At 47.2% G+C, this 24,653-nt stretch carries 22 protein-coding genes; all 22 read right to left on the minus strand.

The window, feature by feature from the left end; all coding sequences use genetic code 11:
- Window positions 1-46: 46 nt before the first annotated feature.
- Complete coding sequence (locus ACTTHR_RS07005; protein ID WP_442605656.1) at window positions 47-2,164, minus strand: AIPR family protein; 2,118 nt, start codon at window positions 2,162-2,164, stop codon at window positions 47-49.
- Between the two features lie 20 nt (window positions 2,165-2,184).
- On the minus strand, window positions 2,185-3,105 hold the full coding sequence (locus ACTTHR_RS07010) for a PD-(D/E)XK motif protein (RefSeq protein WP_442605657.1): 921 nt from the start codon (window positions 3,103-3,105) through the stop codon (window positions 2,185-2,187).
- On the minus strand, window positions 3,092-5,959 hold the full coding sequence (locus tag ACTTHR_RS07015; protein ID WP_442605658.1) for a Z1 domain-containing protein: 2,868 nt from the start codon (window positions 5,957-5,959) through the stop codon (window positions 3,092-3,094). Before ACTTHR_RS07015 ends, ACTTHR_RS07010 begins: the two co-directional genes overlap by 14 nt.
- Window positions 5,952-7,460, minus strand: coding sequence for an ATP-binding protein (locus ACTTHR_RS07020; protein WP_442605659.1), 1,509 nt, complete (start codon window positions 7,458-7,460; stop codon window positions 5,952-5,954). The genes ACTTHR_RS07015 and ACTTHR_RS07020 overlap by 8 nt, the downstream gene beginning before the upstream one ends.
- Window positions 7,447-8,523 (minus strand): DNA (cytosine-5-)-methyltransferase, encoded by a 1,077-nt coding sequence (gene dcm, locus ACTTHR_RS07025; RefSeq protein WP_442605660.1) that lies wholly within the window; start codon window positions 8,521-8,523, stop codon window positions 7,447-7,449. Before dcm ends, ACTTHR_RS07020 begins: the two co-directional genes overlap by 14 nt.
- Window positions 8,508-8,849 carry a hypothetical protein gene (locus tag ACTTHR_RS07030; RefSeq protein WP_442605661.1) on the minus strand — a complete coding sequence of 114 codons (342 nt, stop codon included), beginning with the start codon at window positions 8,847-8,849 and terminating at the stop codon, window positions 8,508-8,510. The genes dcm and ACTTHR_RS07030 overlap by 16 nt, the downstream gene beginning before the upstream one ends.
- A gap of 593 nt (window positions 8,850-9,442) precedes the next feature.
- Window positions 9,443-9,871, minus strand: a complete 429-nt coding sequence (locus tag ACTTHR_RS07035) for a hypothetical protein (RefSeq protein WP_314813758.1) — start codon at window positions 9,869-9,871, stop codon at window positions 9,443-9,445.
- Between the two features lie 413 nt (window positions 9,872-10,284).
- Entirely contained in the window at window positions 10,285-10,689 is a 405-nt protein-coding gene (locus ACTTHR_RS07040; protein WP_004332602.1) for a lipocalin-like domain-containing protein, read from the minus strand.
- Window positions 10,690-10,904: 215 nt separating this feature from the next.
- Complete coding sequence (locus tag ACTTHR_RS07045) at window positions 10,905-11,534, minus strand: HAD family hydrolase (RefSeq protein ID WP_442605662.1); 630 nt, start codon at window positions 11,532-11,534, stop codon at window positions 10,905-10,907.
- 73 nt (window positions 11,535-11,607) lie between these two features.
- Window positions 11,608-13,683, minus strand: a complete 2,076-nt coding sequence (locus ACTTHR_RS07050; RefSeq protein WP_442605663.1) for a prolyl oligopeptidase family serine peptidase — start codon at window positions 13,681-13,683, stop codon at window positions 11,608-11,610.
- Window positions 13,684-13,704: 21 nt separating this feature from the next.
- Window positions 13,705-15,318 carry an ABC-F family ATP-binding cassette domain-containing protein gene (locus ACTTHR_RS07055; protein WP_004332607.1) on the minus strand — a complete coding sequence of 538 codons (1,614 nt, stop codon included), beginning with the start codon at window positions 15,316-15,318 and terminating at the stop codon, window positions 13,705-13,707.
- 30 nt (window positions 15,319-15,348) lie between these two features.
- Window positions 15,349-16,278, minus strand: coding sequence for a magnesium transporter CorA family protein (locus tag ACTTHR_RS07060; RefSeq protein WP_004332494.1), 930 nt, complete (start codon window positions 16,276-16,278; stop codon window positions 15,349-15,351).
- Between the two features lie 426 nt (window positions 16,279-16,704).
- A complete protein-coding gene (locus ACTTHR_RS07065; RefSeq protein WP_424772836.1) occupies window positions 16,705-17,019 on the minus strand; it encodes a DUF4248 domain-containing protein in 315 nt (104 codons plus the stop codon).
- Between the two features lie 475 nt (window positions 17,020-17,494).
- Window positions 17,495-17,692: a hypothetical protein gene (locus ACTTHR_RS07070; protein ID WP_276775643.1), complete on the minus strand. Its 198-nt coding sequence runs from the start codon at window positions 17,690-17,692 to the stop codon at window positions 17,495-17,497.
- Window positions 17,689-18,135, minus strand: coding sequence for an N-acetylmuramoyl-L-alanine amidase (locus tag ACTTHR_RS07075; RefSeq protein WP_442605664.1), 447 nt, complete (start codon window positions 18,133-18,135; stop codon window positions 17,689-17,691). The genes ACTTHR_RS07070 and ACTTHR_RS07075 overlap by 4 nt, the downstream gene beginning before the upstream one ends.
- A gap of 179 nt (window positions 18,136-18,314) precedes the next feature.
- Window positions 18,315-18,797, minus strand: a complete 483-nt coding sequence (locus tag ACTTHR_RS07080; RefSeq protein WP_442605665.1) for an HU family DNA-binding protein — start codon at window positions 18,795-18,797, stop codon at window positions 18,315-18,317.
- 561 nt (window positions 18,798-19,358) lie between these two features.
- Window positions 19,359-20,237, minus strand: a complete 879-nt coding sequence (locus ACTTHR_RS07085; RefSeq protein ID WP_442605666.1) for a fimbrillin family protein — start codon at window positions 20,235-20,237, stop codon at window positions 19,359-19,361.
- Window positions 20,238-20,251: 14 nt separating this feature from the next.
- Window positions 20,252-21,130 carry a fimbrillin family protein gene (locus ACTTHR_RS07090; RefSeq protein WP_442605667.1) on the minus strand — a complete coding sequence of 293 codons (879 nt, stop codon included), beginning with the start codon at window positions 21,128-21,130 and terminating at the stop codon, window positions 20,252-20,254.
- Window positions 21,131-21,327: 197 nt separating this feature from the next.
- Window positions 21,328-21,750, minus strand: coding sequence for an HU family DNA-binding protein (locus ACTTHR_RS07095; protein WP_442605668.1), 423 nt, complete (start codon window positions 21,748-21,750; stop codon window positions 21,328-21,330).
- Window positions 21,751-21,838: 88 nt separating this feature from the next.
- The gene (locus ACTTHR_RS07100; RefSeq protein WP_442605669.1) at window positions 21,839-22,552 is read right to left on the minus strand and encodes a fimbrillin family protein; all 714 of its coding nucleotides are present in this window, start codon (window positions 22,550-22,552) and stop codon (window positions 21,839-21,841) included.
- Between the two features lie 210 nt (window positions 22,553-22,762).
- Complete coding sequence (locus ACTTHR_RS07105; RefSeq protein ID WP_442605670.1) at window positions 22,763-23,653, minus strand: fimbrillin family protein; 891 nt, start codon at window positions 23,651-23,653, stop codon at window positions 22,763-22,765.
- Window positions 23,654-23,735: 82 nt separating this feature from the next.
- Window positions 23,736-24,650: a FimB/Mfa2 family fimbrial subunit gene (locus tag ACTTHR_RS07110; RefSeq protein WP_442605671.1), complete on the minus strand. Its 915-nt coding sequence runs from the start codon at window positions 24,648-24,650 to the stop codon at window positions 23,736-23,738.
- Window positions 24,651-24,653: the final 3 nt, after the last annotated feature.

A 24,653-nucleotide genomic window follows, 5' to 3' on the forward strand; every position in this document is an offset into this window, starting at 1 on the left:
AAAGATAATGGACGCAATTACCTTTGCCATCTTACTTGGTACATTATTAATTCGGCATAATGTAACCCTTATCTTCTGCCTTTGCTACAATCTTCAGCAATCGCTTGCATTGTGAGGAAGACGGAAGGTTCCCACGTGTAATGTAATCAGCAATTCCCTTGATGAAACTGCAATCACCATAAGACAATACGGTTTCCTTGACAAGGTCATTGTAAACTTTCATCCAATACTGTGACCCACGTTTGAATACTTCTACAGAAGCGTCAACGTCTGAATTGAACTTGTGTGCCTTCTTTGCTGATTGTGCAATAGCCTTGTTCTCTGCCATTGATGCGAGTGTCCCAATAAACTTGTCGCTGAGCGTGTACTTGTAATCTTGGAAATTCTTCCAAATGGTCTGGGTACGTGAGATCGTACGCACAATACCACCGTTAGCTTGATCCATGAGGAAGTTGTGGGTTACATAGGCAAGTTTTAACAGTTCTTCTACAAGTTCTGGGTAGAGAGACTGCTTCTGCCAGATGTAATACCAATCAAGATCACGATCCTTTGGAATAAGAGTCATCAACTTTGAAATTGTATAAGGTACAATCTGTGCCTTGTTACCACCCTTTGGGTACCAAGAAGCCTTCCCGACTAAGCTATCGAGTGAATCAAACAGAATAACAGAGCTAACACACTTCTTGAAGAAATCTTCGTTAATACTGTCACGCTGCTCTTCATAAATCTTTTCAATAACCGACGCAAAACGACTGAAGTTAATAGCAGAACTCTGGCACACCTGATTAGGATTCATTAAGATGGCATTGTAGCACTTTGCCAGTTTCTCCTTCTTGATAACCTGATTTTTTGGATGCATCTCGCAGAATTTCTTCTTCTGCGCTACTGTCAGTTTCATCTGTTCCTGCTCCCATTTGCCTCGTGAGCGCTCGTAGAACCAAATTGTTTGGAATGGGTTACCATCAACAGGAGGAGCCATAACCTTACGTGACAACTTCTCCATCATAACATGGAACGGATGGTTAGAGAAGAAGTCAGCATCAGAAACTGCATTCTGACTATTGGCACATTGAGAAATGGTCTTTGTAATGGTGTTGTACTGCTCAATTTGCTCTTCGCTCATGTCGTTTTCCACATTGAGTACGGTAAGCTTCATAGGAACAAATAGCGTATCCATACCATAGCGAGCTTCTTTCTTGATAATTGCGTTGGCAAGTGAAGCCGTTGTCTGACCGCCATTGATAATCTGAGGATCCTTGAAATGAACAATACGACTACCATCAGGCGAAAATGTTACGGAACGAGCAACAATAGCAATACCATTGTTGAAAGTAAAGAATTTCTCGGGATGATTTATAATAGTATCACGAATACCCTTGTTTACCTTTCCACGTACACTAAGGAATGCACGAACGTTACCTTGCAGCAACTTACTACCATATTTCAGATAAATATCTGCAAGAAATTTACCTGGGACAATCCCAAGATAAGCGTCATACTCAGAACCTTGTCCAAGGTCTGCCTTCAAACATTGAATACCCTGACAGTCAAAGTCGGCAGTGTCGATCTCTATAATCTCGCTGGAGTTTGACGCAAAGGTCTGGAAGAAACGTTCAAGCGTCCACACATTCAGTTCTACAGGACGTTCAAGTAAATCAGGTTTGCTGAGATTCTTTACCTGTTTACTCAATGTTGCATTGGAAATAATGAAGAACTTGAAACGGAGAATTTCCGTTGAGAGCATACCCTTACCTATCTTCTTTCTAAATTCGTTCGCTATCAGAAGAGCAGGATCAGAGTCATCACAATACTTTCTAATATTGCCTTGTACGCTTTCTTCTACGAAGTTCAACATACGACCGTACAACTCCTCAATACGAGTATTTGTTAGTGTGGGAGCTGTATCACGTTGATTTGTGAAGTCACTTGCAATAAGCACTAATGCGCCATCGGCTTCATCGTAAGCATATGCATCAAATGCCAAAATGCGGTTTCTTGAACCTCGCATTTCCACAGATATTGGAATTGGGTCGTTGAGCTCGCCAACCTCTTCCAAGTCATTAAGGGTTTTCTCTATAAACTGAGTTTCGGGCTCTGTGCCTTCATGTTCCGCATTGAATCTCAGTTCATCAATGAATTGTTGTCTGTATTCTTCAATTTCCATTGTGCCAGCGTTTTTATAGGTTATGACACTTTAAACCTTTCTATTTCTGAGAGTCTAATGTCGTATTGTACTTTTATAATTGGGTCAGGAAGCAAATCTCTAGTTACTCTGGGGAAATCAGCATTATCTACTCTGTATGACGCTACCGATTTAAGGTCGTAAACGAGATTATCATTCTCTGGCGAGAAATCAAATCCATATAAACTCAGCTTCGCAAGAAACGTCTCTTTGTAGTGAGAAGGTCTTATCGTAGCAATTAACTCGTTCACCAAAGCATTCAACTTGATTCCGTTGAATGAAGGACTCATGCGTTCCAAGGAGTACACAGTCAGATGCCCTTCATTACTACCATCAAGTTGTTCAATAGATGAAATATGAACCGACTCTTTGCCAAAGTTGATGGTCTTTACCTCGTACCAGTTATTGTCGTATGAGAAATCTTTGTGGGTTTTCTCTGGTCCTATCCAGCTTTCAAGAGCAGCATCAAGTCCCTTTGTAGGAATCATTTCGTCTCTAAGAAAGAGCAACTCACCAATAAGCCCCATCACCTCAATCTCCGTAAGATTGCCATGATTTGGTTTAAAGAGTTGCTTCCATGAGAAGTAACGAGCTCTAAGCGTTTGATAAGCAGTTTCGTCATCGCTTATTACTTGCGTAGAGGTAATCAGGTCTTCACAGAAGGTGCAAAAGTATTCGAGCAACGCAGGATTCTCTAACGAGAAACGTATAAAGTTCTCATCCCCACTATTGATGTGAGTAACAGAGATTACCTCAGAACTCTTAGTCCGAGCAACCTTGAATCGACCTCTGAAATCAAAAGCGTAACGCCCCATTTCGTCTTTACCCACATACAAACTAATGTTGTGGTTCTCACCAATCCTAATGAAATGGCTTGCCTTGAAATCTCCAGATAGAAGTGTGTAAATCTTAATCTGCATCATCAACCTCCTCTTCTTCTGCATCTTCTACATTAAGACGTTGGTAGACCTTATTTATTTTGTAATGAACAGCATTTTCTATTCCCTTCACTCCTGGTAAACCGATTGCAAAGGCAATAATATGATCATTACCTAGGTCTTCTCTGAACTTGGTTAGTTTCTGATTTTCTTCTTTTCCTTCACCTGTTTCTGCAGGTACAGGATGAATGGGCATAATGATGAAGATTGGTTTACGTGTTGGCAAGAATTCAAAGTATGCCTTCAACGGAGTATTCTCACCTCCGCTACCTTTTCTATGTTCATCTTCTGCGCACTTTATCTGTTCTTTCGTGAGTGCGTATTTTCCTTCTGCACTACCACTAAGTGCTCTTCGGCGTGAGCTTATCTGAACAACATTGCGAGTACCATAATAGATGGAACGCTTGACGCATCTTATATTTTGCAATCCGTCAAACCGGACATGTTCTTTGCTTTCACCGCCTTCAATTACAACATCCCAATTCTCTATACCAGTATTCTCAGCATCTTTTAGAAACTCAAGAATATTTGGCACATTGAAATTTCCATTTGCCATCGAACACTTTATCTTTTCAATAAACGCAATGATGGTTTCCTTTGGAACATTCTCAAAGAAGCGTGAACTACTATCAGAAGTGTCATTTACATCCTTGATTGCCTTTCCTACGAGGTCAGTATAACGCAATGTATAACCACCCTTAAACAATGTGTCAATAAGAATTGCAGTTTCCTCCCAATTGTTACGATTGTGCTCAATGTTAAAACTTACGTAGGGGGTATCGTAAATATTGCCATAGAATGAGTAGCGCAAATCCAAACCTCTTGCTGTTCTCATCTTGTTTGAAGCCGTAATTTGTAATTCATTACAATTATCACGAACCTTTATGCCAAAGTCTTTTGGTGTAAGACGTTGGTCATACATGTTCTTGATATTATCTTTTAGCTCCTGTGATGAGCGTGCAATTTCAGCGTACCATTCTGCACTTGTCTGGCTTGTCCATATCTGGAAAATGTCGTCATAGCCATTACGATAGCCAAACCATCTACCCATCTGCATAAGTACATCAAAGGTAGAGGTATTCCTATAGAAATAGCTTACAAGAAGACCTTCGAGAGTCAAACCACGAGAAAGAGCCAAGCCACCAACGGCAATTACGCGAAGTGATTTATTGGTTCGATAATCAAGTCTATTGCTTTGCTTAGAGCCATTGACTACCATCACCTTAATCTTCTCAATCGCATCCATGATGGTTTGTTTCTGGACAACTCTATCAAAGGTAATGTCTGTTACATGCGAGAAATGCTTCTTCCAGAGCTTCTCGAATATTTGATACAGAGGTAACTTCCTATTATCTTTGTTATTGTCGGTAAAGTTGAAGCGAATGTCATCAAAGACTTTTTCGTGAACGAGCTCTACGTGCTCAGTTATTACACGTTGCACCTTGATGAAACGGCTCATATTTATAAGCATACTTCGGGGTGCTGAATGTTGCCCTCTAAGGTCGCGAATGGCATTTGCCAGATAGAAGCAATAGATGGCTTCCGTCAATGAAGCAGGCAATTCGCCATCCCATTCTTTCTTGTGGCGATAATAGAAACCTCCGGAATTTAGGGAATCAATGTCATTATCAACTTGGTCAAGATATTCTTCCGAGGTATAATCTGGCTCTTCAATATCGGTAATGTAGCGCAAGTTGCGATAGAACTGACCTTCAGGATAAAAAATCTTTTGAGCACCCACGTAATTAGAAGGTGCTTCCAAGGCATAAATGAAGTGTTCTGGAAACAAATCTGCGTTTTTCATGCTGTCCACAGAGTCTGGATCAATGAACACATTTGCAAATGGTGTAGCAGTAAATCCCACATACGTTGTGTCCTTAAAGAGCGTACAGATCTGACGTATCAGCTTATTTGTCTTTGTCGGGTCAGTTTCGTCCTTCTTTGTGTTGACAGACGCATTATCTGCTTCATCGTCAATCAACAACATAGGAATATCGATGTAACCCTTCACTGGATCAAGATTTTGGTCTTTAAGCCACTTGTGAAGCTTCTGCAAAACGGAAACGTTCTTCTTAATGACAAATACGACCAAAGACTTCTGTGAGTTCAACGACATTGCAATTTTATCATGATCGTCAACGAAATCATTAACGCAGGATGTAAATGAAGTCGCTCTGAGCTCCTGATTATCCTTGCCAACACCAACACGTTGAGAAGTCAAATCCGTACGACCTTGCTTCTTGTAAGTAATGCCAATAATACTTTCGTCAATACGCTCTTGTGTTTGCTGACGAAGGCTTTCTGTAATACCGGCAAGCAGTATGACTACTTTGTAACCAGCATCGGTAGCCTTACAAATCAAACCTGAGTATGTTGCCGTTTTGCCAGATTGTACGTCACCAATGATAAGACCTCTGCGGAATCTTTTACCTTCAAACTTGTCATTTGGATTTCCAAGACAGTTCATTATGTTGGGAAGAGTGTCCTCATCTAGAAGATTTATACTCTTTATGTTGAAGGATGGGTTGGCAAGAAGCAATGCCTTGTATTTATTCCAGAAATAAGGATTCTCAATGTCCTCATTGGAATACCACTCTTGTCTATTGTCATAATCATCAAAGATTACATTTCCCTTGGCATGAGTGATTTTGAACTGATACTCCACATCCGTGAAAAGACGTTTTCTTATCTCTTCATTACAAGTGAACGGGAGCAACGTTATTGCTTTATCAATATAGGAGTTAATGTTTCCAAATTTCACCTCTTTGCCAACTGCTTTATCTGCATTGATGAAGCCAAATGTTATTTGCTTCAACGAAAGGTATAAATCATCAGTCATTGGTTTCTTTGAAATTATCGGTTAGTTTATCCTTCAACTTTTGATATTTGCAGAATGGCTCAGATTTCATCAGGTCGTTAATGATGCTTTCTGTAGTACTATTCGTTGCGCTCTTTAATGTACTTACCATTGTTACGGCAATTTGGAAGACATCATCAAAGCGACTATCTGTTTCTTCTGCAGTAATTGCTTCATTTGATTTGTCAATGTACATTTGCTGAGTTGGGATGTTGTTCTCAATCTCTGTTACCAGCATTTCAAGATAGTTGTAATCCTCTTCAGACATTTTTCCCTTGACAAACTGAAAGAGTTTGCTTTCTCTGTTTATCTGGTAATAGAACATCTGGTTGCGACCTTCTTTTCTATCCCAGATGTAATCTGTGTCATCGTCAATCTTTGCAGATCTTCCTCTGTAAGTTTGCTGATTAACGGATGCTTCGAGTGCATCAACTACCGTTTTGCGCAACTGATTAAGAATACGCTTAGGGATAGAAGCATTTTGCTTCTTAATGTCAATACCCCATATGTCATCCAGGGTATTAGGAATATCAACACGTATTCGAGCGTTCTTTGTCAACTCTGCACGTTGCTTCATACCAAACCAAGTACCCCAGATAATGAGACGATTATTTCGGTAAACGTAGAATCCTTGCTTTGCTCGCAGGTTTTCTATACCTCCAATTAACTTCTTGTCGTTATCAGAAAGATCGGTAGCAAAAGGAAGGACAAATGGTTTTACATGAATCAAACGCTCAACTCCTTCACTATCGTTGATTGCTATGGTTCGTTCCTTCTTTCTTGAAGTTTTTGAATGACGTTCGAGGAATGGATCAAGCGGCTTTACGCCCTGATTGTTTATCTGAATTTCGAGTTTAGCACTACCTGTGGCAGAAAGGAATCTGTGGAAAATAAGTGCGAGAGCTTTGTCGAGTGATTTCTTTAGATCAACAAGGGTTTCGTAAACTTGACCATCGCTTGATTTTGACAAAACATCAAAGTCGCTCCAGATAACAAGTGTGCCTTTAGCTTGCTTGGTAATCTGGCGAACGTATGGAAGTTTGTCTATTTCCTGCGACGTAAGCTCTTGGATTATCCATTTCTGTTTTTTCTGGATGTAAACGTAATCCCAAGTGTAGGCACTTCGTTTTCCTTTACTATAACTTACAACCGTCAAATTTCTACATTGCGAGAGGGAAGCAGCCTTCATGCCCATGCCGAAACGACCAAGGTCATCTTCGTCACGTTCTGCTTCTGATGCCATGCTACCATAACGCATCGCATCAAACAGTTTTTCATCACTCATTCCTTCACCATCATCCAAAATGCCTACAGCTGTCGGTTCAAGTGGATTGGTTGGAAAGAGTACTTTTACGAATGTAGCATGTGCGCTGATGCTATTATCAATAACATCGGCTACCGCAGATTCAAAGGAATACCCCATCGATCTGAGGGAACCCATTAAGGTTGGTGCTACTGGTATGTTTTCTCTATCTTTGGCCATTGTGACGAGATATTTTTATAATCTGGTCAAATACTACTTTTGCAAGTAGTGGTGGTACGGCATTACCTATCTGTTGCTGGATGTGAGAGATAGGGCCTTCGAAATAGAAGTCATCAGGGAAACTCTGCAAACGTGCGGCTTCACGTACAGACAAACCTCTGTCTTGAGAAGGGTGAATGAGCATACTCTTTCTGTAGTTAGAGATTACCACAGACGGTTGGTCGGCAATAAGACGTTTGTAAATGCCACTATGAGTTCGTCCTTTGTCTGCATAGTTCTGCATCAGTTCATCTGGGATTGCACGCCAGTTCTGTCCTTGCTTTATGTATTTATAGCGCTGAATTACAAGGTCATTATTACATGAAACAAAATTCTGAGTTGGGTAATGAGAACGCTCTCGCATAAGCTGAGCGTACTCACTTGCTTCTGAACGAGGAACTTTATATTTGCCCTTTTCGAGCATCTCGCCATTTCCCAAATCAGGCAAATCTCCAATAGCTTCTTCGACCGTAATCTTCTTCTCAAATGGTTTTGGAAATTCAAACTTTATTCCATGACGATTGCCCACCATGAAGAAACGGTTTCTATTTTGGGGAACACCATAATCAGAAGCCCACAGCACCTGAGAATTTACCTCATAACCTAAAGCTCTGAAACAATCTTCAATCATGTTCTTGGTTTTACCCTCTTCCATGTTGGTTAAGCCCCACACATTTTCAAGAACGAACCAAGTTGGTTTCAACTCCTGAACAAAACGCACGAACTCCAAGAACAAGAAGTTCTTCTCATTCTGCATATTTCGTGTACGAGTATTCGAGAGCGAAAATCCTTGGCAAGGAGGTCCACCCATAATGATGAATACTGGATCATTGCTTTCTTTGAGTTTTGATGGGTCAATGTCTTTGATGTCTCCTTGAAGAACTTTTGCCCCTTTATGATTTCGGATAAATGATTTAGCTGCACTTGGATTTATTTCAATTCCATAGCTGATTTGTATTCCAGCCATTTCTGCACCAAGGCTCAAACCTCCTGCACCTGAGAAAATATCTATTCCGTATAACATTGTGTCCTTGGTTTAATATAGAACTGCCCTTGGAATAGGAATGGTATCCATATCTGATCGCTGTAAGGAGCATATTGGTTGTACTTCTCCTCGAATATATTCCCGTTCGTGTCGAGCCTACGCGACCACACCTCTTCGCCCTCTGCGTTGTAAGCCTCTGTCGGCGTGCCGAGTTGGTCTGTTAAGATGCTGTACGCCTTGCCATCAGTGTAAGTGGCCCTCATCCTTCGCTCTATACCATTTGCCATAGCAACAGCCCTCGCCCCAACAGCATGGAGCGAAGTCGTCATAAGGCAAATCCACAGGGCAAGAAGACGAAACAACATACTCTGTCTTAATAACTATAGGGCAAAGATACTACATATAGCAGCTTATAGACGAAGGATTTAGGATATTGTTTGACTGAGGCAACGAATTTCTTTAATTTCAGCTGTTTTTCATCGAATAATCAGTACTTTTAACGCATCAAAACAAGTGTTCATTGAGGCATTGCAAAAGGCAGAAGGGAAAAGAAGTCCGCTCGTTGGCAAGTCGTAACCCCTTTCCCTTTTGTGAAAACTTATTAGTTTGATTTTCTGATAGATATATGCATCTGTATATCTTTTCCTCGCGTAGGAGGGTGGTTTCTTGGGGGAAGTTGACTGAGATTTGGAGAGGAGTGGAGCAGAAACGAAAAGGTTTTTGCCCGAAGTGTCCGGGTGTTTTGGGCGAGGAGCGAGGAGAGTCTTAGGCGAAAAGGGGTACCCTATCTGCCGTCTCTCCCTTTCCCCTTGGGGGCTGTTCTCTAGTTAGTTCATGGCTCCAAGAGTCTAGGGGTAGCCCCATAAACAGAAGATCGCCACGCCCTAATAGAGAAAGGGCGCAGCGATCAGCTTACCTTCTATCCCGCTAGATGGCTAGGGGATATTTGTTGGGTTTCTTACTTTGCAGGAGCAGCTTCTGCAGGTGCTTCAGCAGGAACGAGCATGAAGATGTATTCTTGAGAACCTTCTACGTTAGCACGCTTACCTTCTTGATCGAGGATGTAGATCATACCGTTTTCTACTTCGAAAGCCTTGTCAGCAAAAGTGAGCTTGCCTTCAGCAAAAGTGTAAGGTACATCCTTGAGGTCTTCTGTAGAAGTCTTGTAGTCGCAGAGGTTGCCTTCTTTGATTACGAGAGTAGCTTCTTCAGCAGTGCCCTTGTCTGCCATAGGGAATGTAGCCTTGTACTCACCCATTTGGAGTTCGGGAGCTACTACTTCTTCTACAACAGTTGCAGTTGTGTCTGTCGTTTCTTCGTTCTTGTTGCCACCGCAGGCAAACAACATCATTGAGAGGGCAACGATGCCCATCATCTTCTTCATCATAATGATTGATTTATTAAAATTGTCTTTTATAATATGGAGCCCCTTCTTTGTTTACCTCACGATGTTTACGTATGGTGTCTAACGCATATAGACCACTAGCGTTCACCTCGGCTTTTTGGGAATGGGCTCCCTTCTTTTTCCTATTATCGAAATCAGCCCCTCTCTTGGGAGCTGTGGAGATTATCCTACGGGCCTAAACGCCCTCTCTCCTTTTCCGCTGCAAAAGTACAAAATATGGATTATATATTGTACACCTTAGGGCGTAGATTTTTTTCGCTAAGGGTTTGGGCGTCTATCTTCTCCCTAGAAAAGAGCAACCGCTACCCCTCACAGAGAGGAGTAGCGGTCGCTTAAAGTTTATCTTTTCCCAAGTCTCTCAGAGTGGAGAGACAGAGGGTGATTAGATTCCTTTCTTATTGTGCAGGAGCTTCTTCAGCAGCGGGAGCTTCTACTACAGGAGCGGGAGCTACAAATACTACAGGAGCAGCGCCTTCTTCCTTAACAGCAGGTTCAAGACCAGCTTCGGTGAGGTTCAAAACCATAGGCTCACCTTCTTTAGGAGTAAGGGTAAGTTCCTTGGTTTCTGCGTTGAAAGCATAAGTACCTTCAGTTTTCTTTTCACCTTCAACAAAGATGAAAGACGCATCTTCGTTGAGGGTAAGAGATACTTCACCAGCCTTCCATTCACCCATTTGAAGAGTAGGAGTTACAACTTCTTCTACAACAGTAGCAGTTGTGTCAGTTGTTTCTTCGTTTTTGTTGCCACCGCAGGCAAAAAGAGCCATAGAAAGAGCGATGATACCAAATACCTTTTTCATTTTCTTCTTAATTAATAATACTATTTCTTTGTTCTATATTCTCACTCAAATGTAGATACACAAAACTGCCAGACGATCCCCTTTAGTGGGTAACTCCAGCAAATACTCTGCAAAGTTACTACAAACTTTTGATATGCAACTATTTTAGATCTCACAGAGCAAAAATATTTTTCTTGCTTATATCTTACTTCCTTGTCTCTTAGAGAGTTAGTGGGTTACTTCTCCAGCTGATTGAGCATGTCTTGTAGGGCGTCATGCCAATCTTCAGTGTTTTTTACGAGAAGGGAGTGGATGCCGAGAGCTTGAGCCGCCTCTACGTTCGCTATCCCATCGTCTACAAAAAGAGTCTCTTCGGGCTTCATTTGGCCTTCGGAGAGCATCTTTTGGTATATTTCGGGGCTTGGCTTTAGAAGCCCCATGCGGCAGGAGGCGTAGATGTGATCTACCATTTGGGGGAGCGAACCTCCATTGGGAAGGAAGCCGGGAGCCTCTACCATTTCGAGAATGTAGGGGTTGGTGTTGCTTAGGATTCCGAGGTAGTACTTTTTGCGCAACTCACGGAGATCGTCGTACTTATAGAGAGGGACCTCTTTGATAAACCCCTGCACAGCCCAGCTTACCTGCTGATGTGTGAGGGAGAGATGGTACTGCTCGTTTAGGAGATCCTCGAAGCGAGAGGCAGAGTAAGTACCCCGCTCAAGCTCTAGAAAAACCCCTCGTTGTAGGTAGGGATCAAGCAGATCTTCTATGTCGTGTACCCCGAGGCTTAAAAAACGTCTGGCGGCTTCGTCTCTGTCGAGGTCGACAAGAACTCCTCCAAAGTCGAAGATGATATTCTTAATCATAGGAATAAAAAACAGGGGCACATACCAAGCAAAAGATCTTGGTACGCCCCATGTTTGTACGGTTTATAAAGGATTATTTTTTGAGCCAGCGGCCTAGCCAACGGAAGAATGTGCGCTGCCAAAGTACCGCATTCTGGGGTTGGAGCACCCAGTGATTCTCGTCGGGATAGAGCAACATCTCGGTGGGAACGCCATGCATACGAGCTGCGTCAAAAGCCATCATCCCTTGTGACGCCAAGATGCGGTAGTCTCGCTCTCCGTGAATGATAAGTATGGGCGTATCCCATTTATCCACGAAGAGATGAGGCGAGGTGGCAAAGGTGCGTTGTGCGGTTGCATTGGATTTTTCCCAAGGAGCACCTCCCATATCCCAATTGGCAAACCATTTCTCCTCCGTTTCGAGGTATTGAGCTTCCAAATTGAAGATGCCGGCATGGGCAATAAAGCAGTTGAATCGCTTTTCGTGATGACCTGCAAGCCAATATACCGAGAAGCCTCCATAGCTGGCACCTACACAGCCCATCCCGTTGGGATCTATGTAGGGTTCTTTCTTCATTTCATCGGCAGCCGTTAGGTAGTCGCGCATGTTCTGACCGCCGTAGTCGCCACTAATTTGTTCGTTCCAAGCCTTGCCGAATCCGGGAACGCCGTGACGATTGGGGAGAATTACGATATATCCGTTCTCCGCGATGATGCGAGGATTCCAGCGATAGGACCAGAATTGACTGATGGTGCTCTGTGGCCCTCCTTGGCAATATAGGATTGAGGGATATTTTTTTGAGGCATCAAAATTGGCGGGATAGAGTACCCATACGAGCATCTTTTCGCCATTGGTGGTATTCATCCAACGCTTTTCGCAACGAATGTCTCCCAGCTGAGCGAGTGTCGATTCGTTCTCCTTTGTAATAGCCGTAGCCGTTCCTTTTTTGAGGTCAATGCGGTAGAGGTCGGTTGGGGCCAGCATGGATTGGCGTGCTGCAACGAGCGTCGTGCCCTGTAGGTCGAAGCCCACATAGTCCATCTGTCCTTGGGTGATGCGGCGGATTTTCTTGTTCTTGAGCGTGAGTTCGTATAGGTGCGACTCGGCTTCTACACAAGCAATAAAGTAGATGCTCTTGCCGTCTTGGCTCCAGGTGGGTTGCTCTACGTTGTACTCAAACCCCTCGGTTAGATAGGTCTTCTCGCCCGTGGTTCTATCGAGGAGGAAAAGGCGGATCAGATCCGACTCGTACCCATCGCGCTCCATGCTACACCATATGATGTACTTACCATCCGGGGAGAAGGAGGGATGTGTATCGTAGCCCATCATACCCTCGGTTAGGTTGGTAGTAGTGCCGGTTGTGAGGTCGTAGTAATAGATGTCTGAGTTGGTAGAGATGCTGTATTCCAAGCCCATTTTTTTACGACTAGCGTAGGCAATCCCTTTACCATCGGGGGTAATGGCGATGTCGCTCTCGTCGCTGTGGGGCTTCATGGGAGCCTCGAATAGTTCGCCCTCTAGTAGGTCTTTCCCTTGTGTAATGGGCTGCTGAGAGAGAGAGGCAACGAAGGTGTGCGGAGCGGTTTCTACCCATTCATCCCAATGCTTGTACATAAGATCGGTAATGACACGCCCCGAGATTTTATCGAGATCGGGGTTGCGATCTTTTGCTTCGTTGGGGAGTTTGATGTCCGCTGTGTACACGAGTTGCTTACCGTCTTGGCTGTAGAGGTATCCGGTGATTCCCCCGGGGATGCGGGTTACTTGACGCTGGTCGGTGCCATCGGGTAGGATGCTGACAAGTTGCATCTCGCCCTCAATAACCGTAAGATAGGCAATGCGCTTCCCGCCTTCGATCCAGCGAGGAGAGACTGCTGTGCGCGTGCCGTCGGTGAGCGCTTTGCGACCCGAACCATCGCTATTGACAAGGAAAAGTTGCGTCTTTGCCTTGTTGTCTTGGATGCTTGGTAGGCTCACACTGTACACAACTTGTTTGCCATTGGGGGAGAGAGAGAAGCCTCCTATCCGAGCCATGGTAAGGAGCATTTCCGGAGTCATCATAGAGGATTGAGAAGTCTGTTGGGTTGGATTTCCATCGCTGTAGCCTGTTGCATGTGCGGGTATGGCAAGCGAAACGGCTGCGAGGAGGCTGAGGATAGTTCTTTTCATAGGATATGGCATTCTTGATAATTAATAGATAGCCTCACGACGCTCGAGTAGCGAGGTATCGCTGATATAGTCGTCGTAATTGATAATCTTGTCAATGCTGCCCTTGGGGCCTAGCTCAATTACACGATTGGCAACGGTGCGAATAAACTCGTGGTCGTGGCTGCTGAAGAGGACATTCCCCTTGAATCCGATGAGCGTATTATTGAAGGCTTGGATGGACTCTAGGTCAAGGTGGTTGGTGGGGGTATCCAGTACGAGCACGTTAGCTCCCGGGGGAAGCATCATTTTGGAGATCATACAACGCATCTTTTCTCCCCCGGAGAGTACCGAAGCGCTCTTATTGACTTCCTCTCCACTGAAGAGCATACGCCCGAGGAATCCCTTGATATAGACGTCGTTGGTATCCTGAGCGAACTGCCCGAGCCACTCTATCAAGTTCATGTCGGTATTGAAGAAGTTGGTATTATCCAGAGGAAGATAGGCTTTGGTAATGGTCTGCCCCCATTCGAATGTACCCGAGTCGGCTTTGCGATTGTCGTTGATAATCTCAAAAAGAGCTGTCATGGCACGAGGGTCGCGGCTGATGAAAACGATCTTGTCGCCCTGCTCCACATTGAAGTTGAGGTCCTGGAAAAGGATTTGCCCTTCGATGCTTGCGGTGAGCCCCTTGACCTCTAGAATGCGGTTGCCCGGCTCACGCTCGGGTTGGAATATAATCCCGGGGTAGCGGCGAGAGGAGGCCACAATCTCATCCACGTTGAGCTTCTCGAGCATCTTTTTACGACTGGTTGTCTGCTTACTCTTGGCCACGTTGGCACTAAAGCGGCGGATGAATTCTTCGAGCTCTTTGCGCTTCTCTTCGTTCTTTTTATTCTGCTGTTGCTGCTGGCGGAGGGCTAATTGGCTTGATTCGTACCAGAAGGAATAGTTCCCGGCAAACTGGCGCACCTTGCCAAAGTCGATGTCAATGGTGTGGGTGGAAACGGCGTCGAGGAAGTGGCGGTCGTGGCTCACGACGAGTACGGTACTCTCTGTTTCTGCAAGATAATCTTCGAGCCATCCTACGGTATCGAGGTCGAGGTCGTTGGTAGGTTCGTCCAGCAAAAGGTTGTCGGGTTTACCAAAGAGGGCACGAGCGAGTAGCACACGCACTTTTTGCTTACCGCTAATATCCTTCATGAGTTGGTAGTGGAGATCTTCTTTGATTCCAAGCCCGCTGAGAAGAGCTGCCGCATCACTCTCGGCATTCCAGCCGTCTAGGTTGGCGAATTGCTCTTCCAATTCTGCCACGCGATTGCCGTCTTCGTCAGAAAAATCCTCCTTGGCATAGATGGCATTTTTCTCCTCCATCACCTCCCATAGTGTGCTGTGTCCCATCAAAACGGTGTTGAGGACGGTAAACTCATCGAAGGCAAAGTGGTCCTGACTAAGCACGCTGAGACGCTCGCCGGGTCCCAAAGAAATGCTGCCACGAGTAGGGTCTATTTGCCCACTAATGGCACGAAGTAGAGTAGACTTTCCTGCTCCATTGGCTCCAATGATACCGTAGCAATTGCCGGGTGTGAATTTGAGATTGACATCCTGAAACAGGATGCGTTTGCCAAATTGGATGCAGAGGTCGTTGATCGTGATCATATATATGTGTATTCGTTTTCTGTTATTGTCTTAAAACCATTTGATGCGTTTGAGAAGGAAGAAGGCACCTACCGAGATAACAACGGCAATAACTACCAACCCCCAAAAGGCGATGGGAGAATGCTCCAGCCCGTTGGGCACGTTCATCCCGTATAGGCTGGCAATAAGGGTGGGGAGCATGAGAAGGATGGAAACACTGGTCATTCGCTTCATGATCGTGTTCACATTGTTGGAGATAACGCTGGCAAAAGCATCCATCGTCCCCGTTAGGATTTCGGCATGGATGGTCACGGTATTGTAGGCCTGCTTGAGCTCAATACTAACGTCTTCTGCAAGGTCTTCGTCGTATCCGATGCTGCGTCGGCTTCCCTGTAACTTGTTGATAACCGCTTCGTTGCCTCGGATGGAAGTACTAAAGTATACGAGGCACTTTTGTAGCTTCATAAGCTGCAAAAGGTCTTCGTTGCGCACGCTGCTCTCGAGAGCCTCTTCCGCTTCCATGATAAGCGAACTTATCTGCTTGAGGTACTTTAGGAACCATACTGCCGAGCTGTGTACGAGGCGGAAAATGAAATCCGTCTCGCTCGTTACCACAATCTTTTTGCGCCGGTTGTGCCCAATAAAATCGGGCATCAACTGCGTGCGGTGGTAGCACACCGTTATCATAATGTGCCGCTCGGGGGAGTAAATGATACCTATGGGGATGGTGGTATAGGGCGTGGCGGAGTCGGCTGCCACGATGGGGATGCGCACAATGGTTAGGTTCCAGCCCTCTTCTTCTTCTGTACGAGGACGCTCGTCGGCGTCGGCAATGTCGGCGATGAACGACTCGGGGATGCCTAGGTCGTTGGTCAAGAAGTCGAGGTCTTCTGTTGTGGGGCTTACCACTTTCATCCAGCAACCCTCGTGTAGGGTGTCGGTCTCAACAAAGCCTTTTTCGGGGTAAAAGTATCTACGCATAGTCTTTTTTTCGTGAGAAGGGAATGCACGTTTTTGTCGTAAAGTGCGTAGACGATAAGAATAAATGCCTCATTCTCTTCTTAGAGAGCAGGGCATTAGGCAGGCTCGGAGCCCTAATTATAGATTCATCTTTGGGGGGAGAGAGCTTTTGCGGGTAGGCTTTCTCTTGGGATAGCCCTCCGTTCTCTTCCTATCTATAATGAGGCGAGCGTAATAGCATGATAGACGCTCTCTCGCCTTGTTGGGTCGCTGCACTTTATGCCTATGGGCGACTTATCGTCTGAAGTCTGCGGCGGTAACGAATCGTCTGTCATTGCTTTTTATTACTTCGAATCTCTTTTAATTTATGAGAGGAATACTCCGCCTGCAAAGGTAGCAATTTCTTGCCAATGAGAGAGCCCTCTCTGTGCCCCTATAAAGGCGAATCTAACTATGCTCCAAACCGATAGGGGTTATGATCACTTTCATCTTGGAGCGATGAGTCACAATGAGCTGTACCAACACGGGGGATAGGCTGCGCATGTACGAGCGGTACCCCTCACGGGCAAGGGCTTCTTGCAGGTCGCGATGTCTTTTGATGTAGTTGCGCATATTGCGCACGGCATTTTGCTTGGGGTTGCTGGTAATGTTCCCTTCGATGCTAAACCATTTGAGAGCAACTTCTTGGGTGGCATAGGGGCGAGCTTCTAAGCTATAGCACAGCTCCTCTTGTGGGGTCGGCTTCCTGATCTTCCAATTCATCGTAAAATAGATAATAAAATGTATACACGTACTCTTCTTTCTTTTCCCCTCTTTCTTAGTGGGGTGTGAGGGGAGAAGAGCGATAAATAAACTTCTCGTTGTGTTCCCTCCTCTCCGGGATATTTAGGAGGGATGGGGAGAACTTTGGGTGGATGCACGCCTCTCTAGGGAGAGAGAACAGCATTCCTTATGTAGAGAATCGGGTTTTGACCTCCCTCGGAGAGACTCCGGCTAGGTTACAGCCTTGCCCAGGGAGGTAGAATTTGATCGGTAAATGCCTCCGCTCCTCGGGCTCTCTTTTGGGTAGGTAACCAAGGCAAAGGTAGCAATATTTGGGAGCTTTTTGCCCTCTTTTTCGTAAGTATATTATGCGAAGGAGAGAGGTCGTTTCGAGAGATAGATAGAGACCCTCCTACACCCTGTATAGAGGGGGGCGGAGGGTCGTGTTGTGTATAAATAGGATCTTTGTTTCGTACTATTTAGGGTCTCGATTGCGCCATTTGTAATCCAAACCCATCAGAGCTCCGGCAAAGGTGCAGATCTCGCCAAAAGCAACCATTACGGTAGGAGAGATCTCCCCCTCGGGAGGTGCATAAAACGAACAGAAGAGCAGTACGATGCCGAGCAGGGTAGTGATGGCGGCATACCAAAGCTGGAAAGAGGGTCGATTCATAGCTGAGCATACGCCTCCTTCGCGTCGAAACAAGGGCATAGTTTAGTCCACTCGTTGGGAGAAATCTTGCCATCTCTATTGAGGTCGGGGCTGAGATCGCGATGCCCTACAATGCGCGCTTGGGGGTAACATCTGCGCAGCATCCTAAGGAGTAGCACAAGGGCTCCTTTTTGCTCTAGGGTGCGCGTGTCGCTGGGGGTACCGTCGCTGAGCAATCCGCCTTCGTAGCATACCCCAATGCTTTTGCGGTTATAACCTCTGGCGTGTGCCCCAATTACATTGAGGGGGCGGAGGGGAATGATAATACCATCCCTCGGAATGTAGAAATGATAACCGGCAGAGCGCATCCCTCGGGCTTGGTGATCGCGCTCCAACTGCTCCACCTTATAGGGGCGATCGATACGCGTGGCAGAGCAATGCACTACAATATATTGTACATTCATATACGTGTTGTCGTTTTTAATGGAGTATAGTGTGCCCCTTCTCGTTGGGTTTTGTGTGTTTTTATTACGAGAGAGGGGGTGAGAATAAAAGGTCGGGGGCAAAAGTGGAGTCCCTTTTCACGGGGAGGAGCCGACCTTTGCCCCCTCTTAGTTAGAGTTGACGAGAGTAAGGTTAGAGCTTATTCGTTCCCATCTCCACCGGTGGATGACCCGGTACCACTACCACTATTGGGAGGGGTCGTAGGCTTCCCTTTGCCCTCTGTGGATTTCCCCTTTTCGTCAGCAAGGGTAAAGCGGATACGGCGGCGCGCATCTTTGAGCAGCATACCGGGCAAGAAGTGCAGCGTAGGGGTGAGTATATTGCTGTGCGTAAACTCTTTGACGCTCTTGGCAGCCTTGCTACGCATATTGAAGCGCAGTCGCCCCAATTCTCCTATTTCTACGATATTGCCCTTGGCCAGTTCGTCGGCAATGAGGCGCGTGAGTGTACTGATAACGCTGAGTACACCGCCTCGAGAGATGGCAGAAATCTGACCGATAAGCGAGATAAGATCTTCGAGACCCGTGGTTGCACGTGGTTCGGTTTGAGCGACAACAACTTCTTTGGGATTCGCTTTGTCGAAGTTAAGGGTTCGACGGACCACACGATAATTTACAGACATAACTTTTGTCGGAATAAATAGTTAATAAAATGTTTTTGCTCTCCTCGTGGAGGGGGTGTGGGGGATGGAGTGTGGCGTAGTACTAAAGAATGCGTCTTTGATAGAGGTAAGCCGGCATTGTCTTCAAAGCTTCTTGTCCTCTTCCTCTTCTACACAAAATACAATGTAGATTAGGGGGGAGAGTCTTCTGTAGTATGGCTTGTTGCTCTTATTCCCACTTGTGCTAGAGAGCGCCCTCTCTCTCGTGGATTGCATTGCAAAGGTAAAGCGAGATTTTGCGCTGTGCAATAGCCTCGCCCAAAATGTGCCGCGTTGTGCTGCTTTGTGTCGTTTTGTGCTGTGTTGTGCTTCTTTCTCGGGGGATAATTCCCTCCTTTATTAAGGTGTACGCTCGGGGCTCTCTCGGCTTTTCTCTCCCACACCTACCATGGGGGAAGTACGGACTACTTGCTACCGCTGCTAGAAAAAGATACCCCCCCCTCCCAAGACAAAGCCTGAGAGAGGGGGAGCTCCAATCGGATCTAATCTCTATTTAATAGTGAGCAGAGCTCAATACTAATCTTAGTTCGCTTCGGCTTCTCCGCCCGGGATGACTGCGCTACCGGTCCAGTCGGATACCGTTACTTCGGTCGTCTCGAGTTTCTCCTTGCCCACGGTGAGGCGGTAGGTGTAGCTCTGGCCGGTATCATACGTAATTCCCGACAGCTTGGCGGTCATCGTTTTGCCGCCTACTTCAAGGGAAATCGTATTGTACGCAGCATCACCGCGAACGAGCACCGTGTAGGTGCTGCCCGTCTTGCCCTCGCCCTTGGCATAGGGTATGTATGTTCTTGGAGGGGCACTTGCGTTGCTTTTGTTATGAAACCTGACCTTCTCCACCTTGGCATCGCCGGGAAATTCGGACTTGAAGCCGGCTATCTCGACAATGAGGCGTGTCGTCAAGCGACGCATCGTAAAGAGCAACGCCTCTTTCGTCTTTGCTTGGTTAAGCCCTACCGACATTACGTCTGCTTTAGCAATTTTTTCTGTACTGCTCTGGTCTGTTGGATGAGGATGAGCATATGACACCCCATCAACCACTGCCAAGCCCCATTCGGCGGGATAGTAGGCATCGAAAGACTCCATATCTCTTTTCCAAAGGAGGTACTCGCCCTCTTTGGGCGTCCAGGCAGAACCATCGAAACGATAGGTGGCACGCTGGTTGCTTCGAGTGCACACAACAAAGATTTCGTCGCCCACGTTGAACTTGCCCTGCTCCTCCTCCGTGCCTAGTGGCATGGAACGGGTGGCGGCAAACGGGTTGCCGATGCTGGCTGTAATCCGCACGGCATTTTCGGGCACTTGGTCTGCCCTGGGGGCTTCGTCAAGTTTGCTATTGCAGGCGGTCAGCCCCCCAAGGAGAGCCGCCGCTGCAAGCGTTATCATTATGTTGAGTTTCATTGCATCAAAAAGTTTTATTCCGTCTCAATGTTGCTCGAGCCGCCGTCGGTCCACGGGGTGGCAGAGAAGCCGCCAACGATCACGACGTCTTTGCCCACGGAGAGGGTGAGGTTGTACTGCGTGTCGGATGCGAGAGTGACTTCGTTCGAAGACTTCCATGTATACGTCTTGCCTCCTATGACAATCTTCACCATAAAGCCGTTGGAAGCGATGGTCTGCGGCATGAGGATGCATTCGTACTTCGCCACGGCACTCTTTGTTTTACCCTCGCCGGCGGCGTAAGCAGCCTCGAAGAGTTTAATGGGTTTTACCTCGCTCTGCCCCTCCAGCTTATCGGTGATGAGACTCCATGAGGCTTGGGTCTTCGTACCCTCCACGCTCACTGCGGTGATGGGGTTGGTGGCGGTGCCGGAGCCGTCGATGTTGAACTGCGTACCGAGATTCACCGTGAGGTTGAGCTTAGCGAGGCGGTGCTTGAGCTCCACTTTCATCTTACCTTGTGGGGTCAGGTCGGTGGCGCTGGAGGGGTCCACCTCGTGGTCCTTCATCACGAGGATGTCGCTTTCGTTCAGACTGTCGGCATTGCTCTGGTCTTCTCTTACCTTAATATTCACGGGTACGACGTCGGTGGTCTTCCAATTTTCGTCGGTCAGTGTGACGCCGGGGATGTATACGGCAGCTACATTCACTTTTTGCGTCTTGTTCTGCCAGAGCATCACCTTTTTTGCGGTGCCATCGTTGTTGTAGCTCACCCAGTCGCTACCCTCTTTCTTCATGAGGGCGTTGTAAGAATAGCCGTCACTTACGGGGTTCTTTACGCGAAGTTGGAACATCGTAAGGTTGCCGGTTTCCATCCCGGCACGGGTTTGTGGGCGAGTTACGTCGGTAGCCACGCGGATGACGCCGTCGGCAGGGAAATGGTTGGTGGGGGCGACGAGGTTTTTGTCATGGCTGCACGCAGCAGCGGCAAGTGCGGCAATGGTAAGCATTGCCAGATTCTTTATTGTCTTCATTATCTTGATTATTTTATTTTGTTATTGAAATTCGTATTGAGGAATGAATATGTTTCCCCCTCTAGAGAGAGAGGGGTTCAACCCAATGGCTTCTTGGCTGTGGGCACGGTCTCGCCGGGGCGTAGCACAACGCGCTGTATGCTCTTAGCCATATTGCGCATCTCCATTTTAGGGAGGAACTGTATGCGCGGCTCCTTCAGGGTCTCGGCGGTCACCTCTTTCTCCGTGGCCATGCGTTTGCCGGTCGAGACAACTCGGAACGAACCGAGGTCGGCGAGAGCTACCGCCCGCCCGGCAAGCATCTCTTCGCGCACGATTTCGGCAAGGGCGGTGATGGCACTGCGTACATCGGCACGCGATAGTGCCGTGGCTTTGATAATACGGTTTTCCACCTGATGGGAGGTAATCTTGTTTTGTACAATGGGGGATGCGTAGTAAACGGCCTTACCCTTGTTTTTGCCTACATAGACAACTCCTTTTTTTATTTGATGGATCAACATTTACTGCTTTTTTTGATGGGTTATATACTCATTCTGTTTTACTTATGCTTCGACCGAGGCCGTACTATGAGTGCGACAGGTGGGTTCCTTAGTTCGCCTTGGCTTCTCCGCCGGGGATAACTGCGCTGCCTGTCCAGTCGGATACCGTTACTTCGGTCGTCTCGAGTTTCTCCTTGCCCACGGTGAGGCGGTAGGTGTAGCTCTGGCCGGTATCATACGTAATTCCCGACAGCTTGGCGGTCATCGTTTTGCCGCCTACTTCAAGGGAAATCGTATTGTACGCAGCATCACCGCGAACGAGCACCGTGTAGGTGCTGCCCGTCTTGCCCTCGCCCTTGGCATAGGGTATGTATGTTCTTAGAGGGGCACTTGCGTTGTTTTTGTTATGGAACCTGACGTTCTCCACCTTGGCATCGGCAGGAAATTCGGAGTTGAAGCCGGCTATCTTGACAATAAGGCGTGCCGTCGAGCGTCGCATCGCAAAGTGCAACACCTCTTTCGTCTTTGCAGGGTTAAGATCCGCCGACATTATATCTGCTTTAGCGATTTTGTCTATACTGCTCTGGTCTGTTGGAAAAACATATGGTGCCCCATCAACAGCTTGCAAGCCAGATTCGACGGTATAAAAGGCTCTGAAAGACTCCGGCCAGTCGTATTTCCAAAGGAGGTACTTGCCGTCTTTGGGCTTCCAGGCAGTGCCGTCGAAACGATAGGTGGCACGCTGTTCGCTGTAGTAGGTTTTCACCAAGATTTCGTCGCCCTCCTTGAACTTGGCTTGCTCCTCCTCCGTGCCTAGTGGCATGGAACGGGTGGTGGAAAACGGGTTGCCGATGCTGGCTGTAATCCGCACGGCATTCTCGGGTACTTGGTCTGCCCTGGGGGCTTTGTCGAGTTTGCCATTGCAGGCGGTCAGCCCCCCAAGGAGAGCCACCGCTGCAAGCATTGAGATGAAAAAATGGTTCTTCATATTCCTTTTTTTTGAAGTCGATTTCTTAATCAGTGCTTACTATATTCAATCTACCGCTTCTCCGCCCGTGATGTCTTCGGCTGCTCCCCAGTCATTGATCACTACTTGATCCAGCTCGATGCGGTTGCGCCCCACAATGAGTTTTACGGTCTGCTTCTTGCCCTTGACGAGGGTGAGCGGTGTGGGATGGGTGTAGACGTAGCTCTTGCCATCGATGGTGATCGTGAACTTCTGCACCGCCTGTGGCATGATAACGGAAGCGTATGCCTCGTTGGCCTTCTGCGTATGCAGATGGAACGGAGCGGAAGCCCCCTTGAGCGTAATCACCCCCTTGAGGTAATCGATGGTACCCTCGTTCTTAGCCTCGGTGCTTACCGAAGCCACGGTGGGTGTTTTGCTGAACTCGTTGCGGTAGGTCAGCTCTACAATAAGCTTAGACATCATGTGGTCGAAGCGGAGCGACACGGGGTTGTCGGTGGCTTTGAGCCCGGCTTTGCTCTCGCCCGTATTGACGGCCACAAGTAGGTCGCTCTCCATCTGTTTCTCGATATCTACCTTCACGGGGTCGGCTTTGAAGTCGGCAATGGCGCGTGCAGGGTAAACGGAGAGGAAGAAGTGGGGCGTGGACATGTTTGCCCATTTCATAAGGGGCGTAGGCAGCCACTTGCCGCCCTTCAGCTCGTTGAGGGAGTTGTTCACCACCAGGTTGGCAGTGGGCACCTCGTCGGCAGTGCCTGTCCAGGCATAGACGCTGATTTTGTCGCCTTCGTCAAACCGAGAGGCATCGCCTGTGGTGGAGACGCGGGTCAGGTTGTCAATAGAGGTGCTCACGGTGATGTACTCAGGCTTGGCCTGCGATTGCACCTGCTTGTTGTTGTGGCAGCTTACGAGCACAACGGCTGCCAGCACGGCAGCGAAAAGAGTCTTTTTCTTCATACTTGCTAATTTTATGTGATTGAATTTGAATAGTTTAGAGATAGGGGGGGAAGGGGGGCATCCATTTCGTCATTTGCCCCGTTTAGTCATCAGGGTTGAGTATTTCTCCAACTACGGTCCACCCCTCTTCCCAGTCGCTGATACGTGTGGGTTTGATGTGCATAAAGGGTTTGAGCTCGGAGTATTTCATCTTCAACGTATACTTGCCTGCCGGCTTCATGATCGGGGCCTCTGCAGCGCACTCGCGCAGGCTTCCGTCCGCTAGGCGGAATGTAAACCGGAGGTAGGCATATGCATCATGGCTCACCGTGGGCATTGGGCGAAGGGTCTCGGTCTTGATAAGTCCGTTCTGCTCAATGGCACTCTTGCCTTGGGCCGGCTGCTTGTTGTTAGAAGCTCTACCCCAAATGCCTTCGGCTCCTTTTTGCGAGGGCACAAGGGCATCGGCAGCATTGAGTACCATCGTTTCGAGCTTCGTGCCCCGGGGGGCGCCCTCCACCTCTACCGTAAGCTCCGAGAGGATGCGGCGCAGGCTGAGACCGATACGGCTATTTCTGTCCTTCGGTAGGCTGATGTGCCCCACGGCATAGTGGGCGTGCTCGGCCGAGGTGGAAGCCTCCCGAAGTTTGAGCTGCAGGGAGGAAAAGGTCTCGTCACCCTCCGCCCCGAAAGGCTCGATAAGGTTGGTCGTAGCCACCACGTCGTACTCCCCAACGGGAAGGGGATGAATGTCGAGGGCGATCAGAAACTTACTACCATACTGACGCTTAGCCACGAGTTTGCCACCGGCTTGGAATATCCATATCCTGACGTTTTTGATTTCACGGCCGGCATCACTAGGGTCTGCCCAGGAGAGAGCGGCAGAAAGTCCATAATCATCATGCTCTGAGCCCTTATGGCGGCAAGAGGTAAGCGAGAGTATGCCCAAAGTCAAAAGTGACATGACGGAGAGTGCTAAAAGTCTCCGAAGTGTGTAATAAAAGGGTGTTTGTTTCATTGT

The sequence above is a fragment of the Porphyromonas endodontalis genome, assembly GCF_052173515.1.
GTDB classification, from domain to species: Bacteria; Bacteroidota; Bacteroidia; order Bacteroidales; family Porphyromonadaceae; genus Porphyromonas; species Porphyromonas endodontalis_A.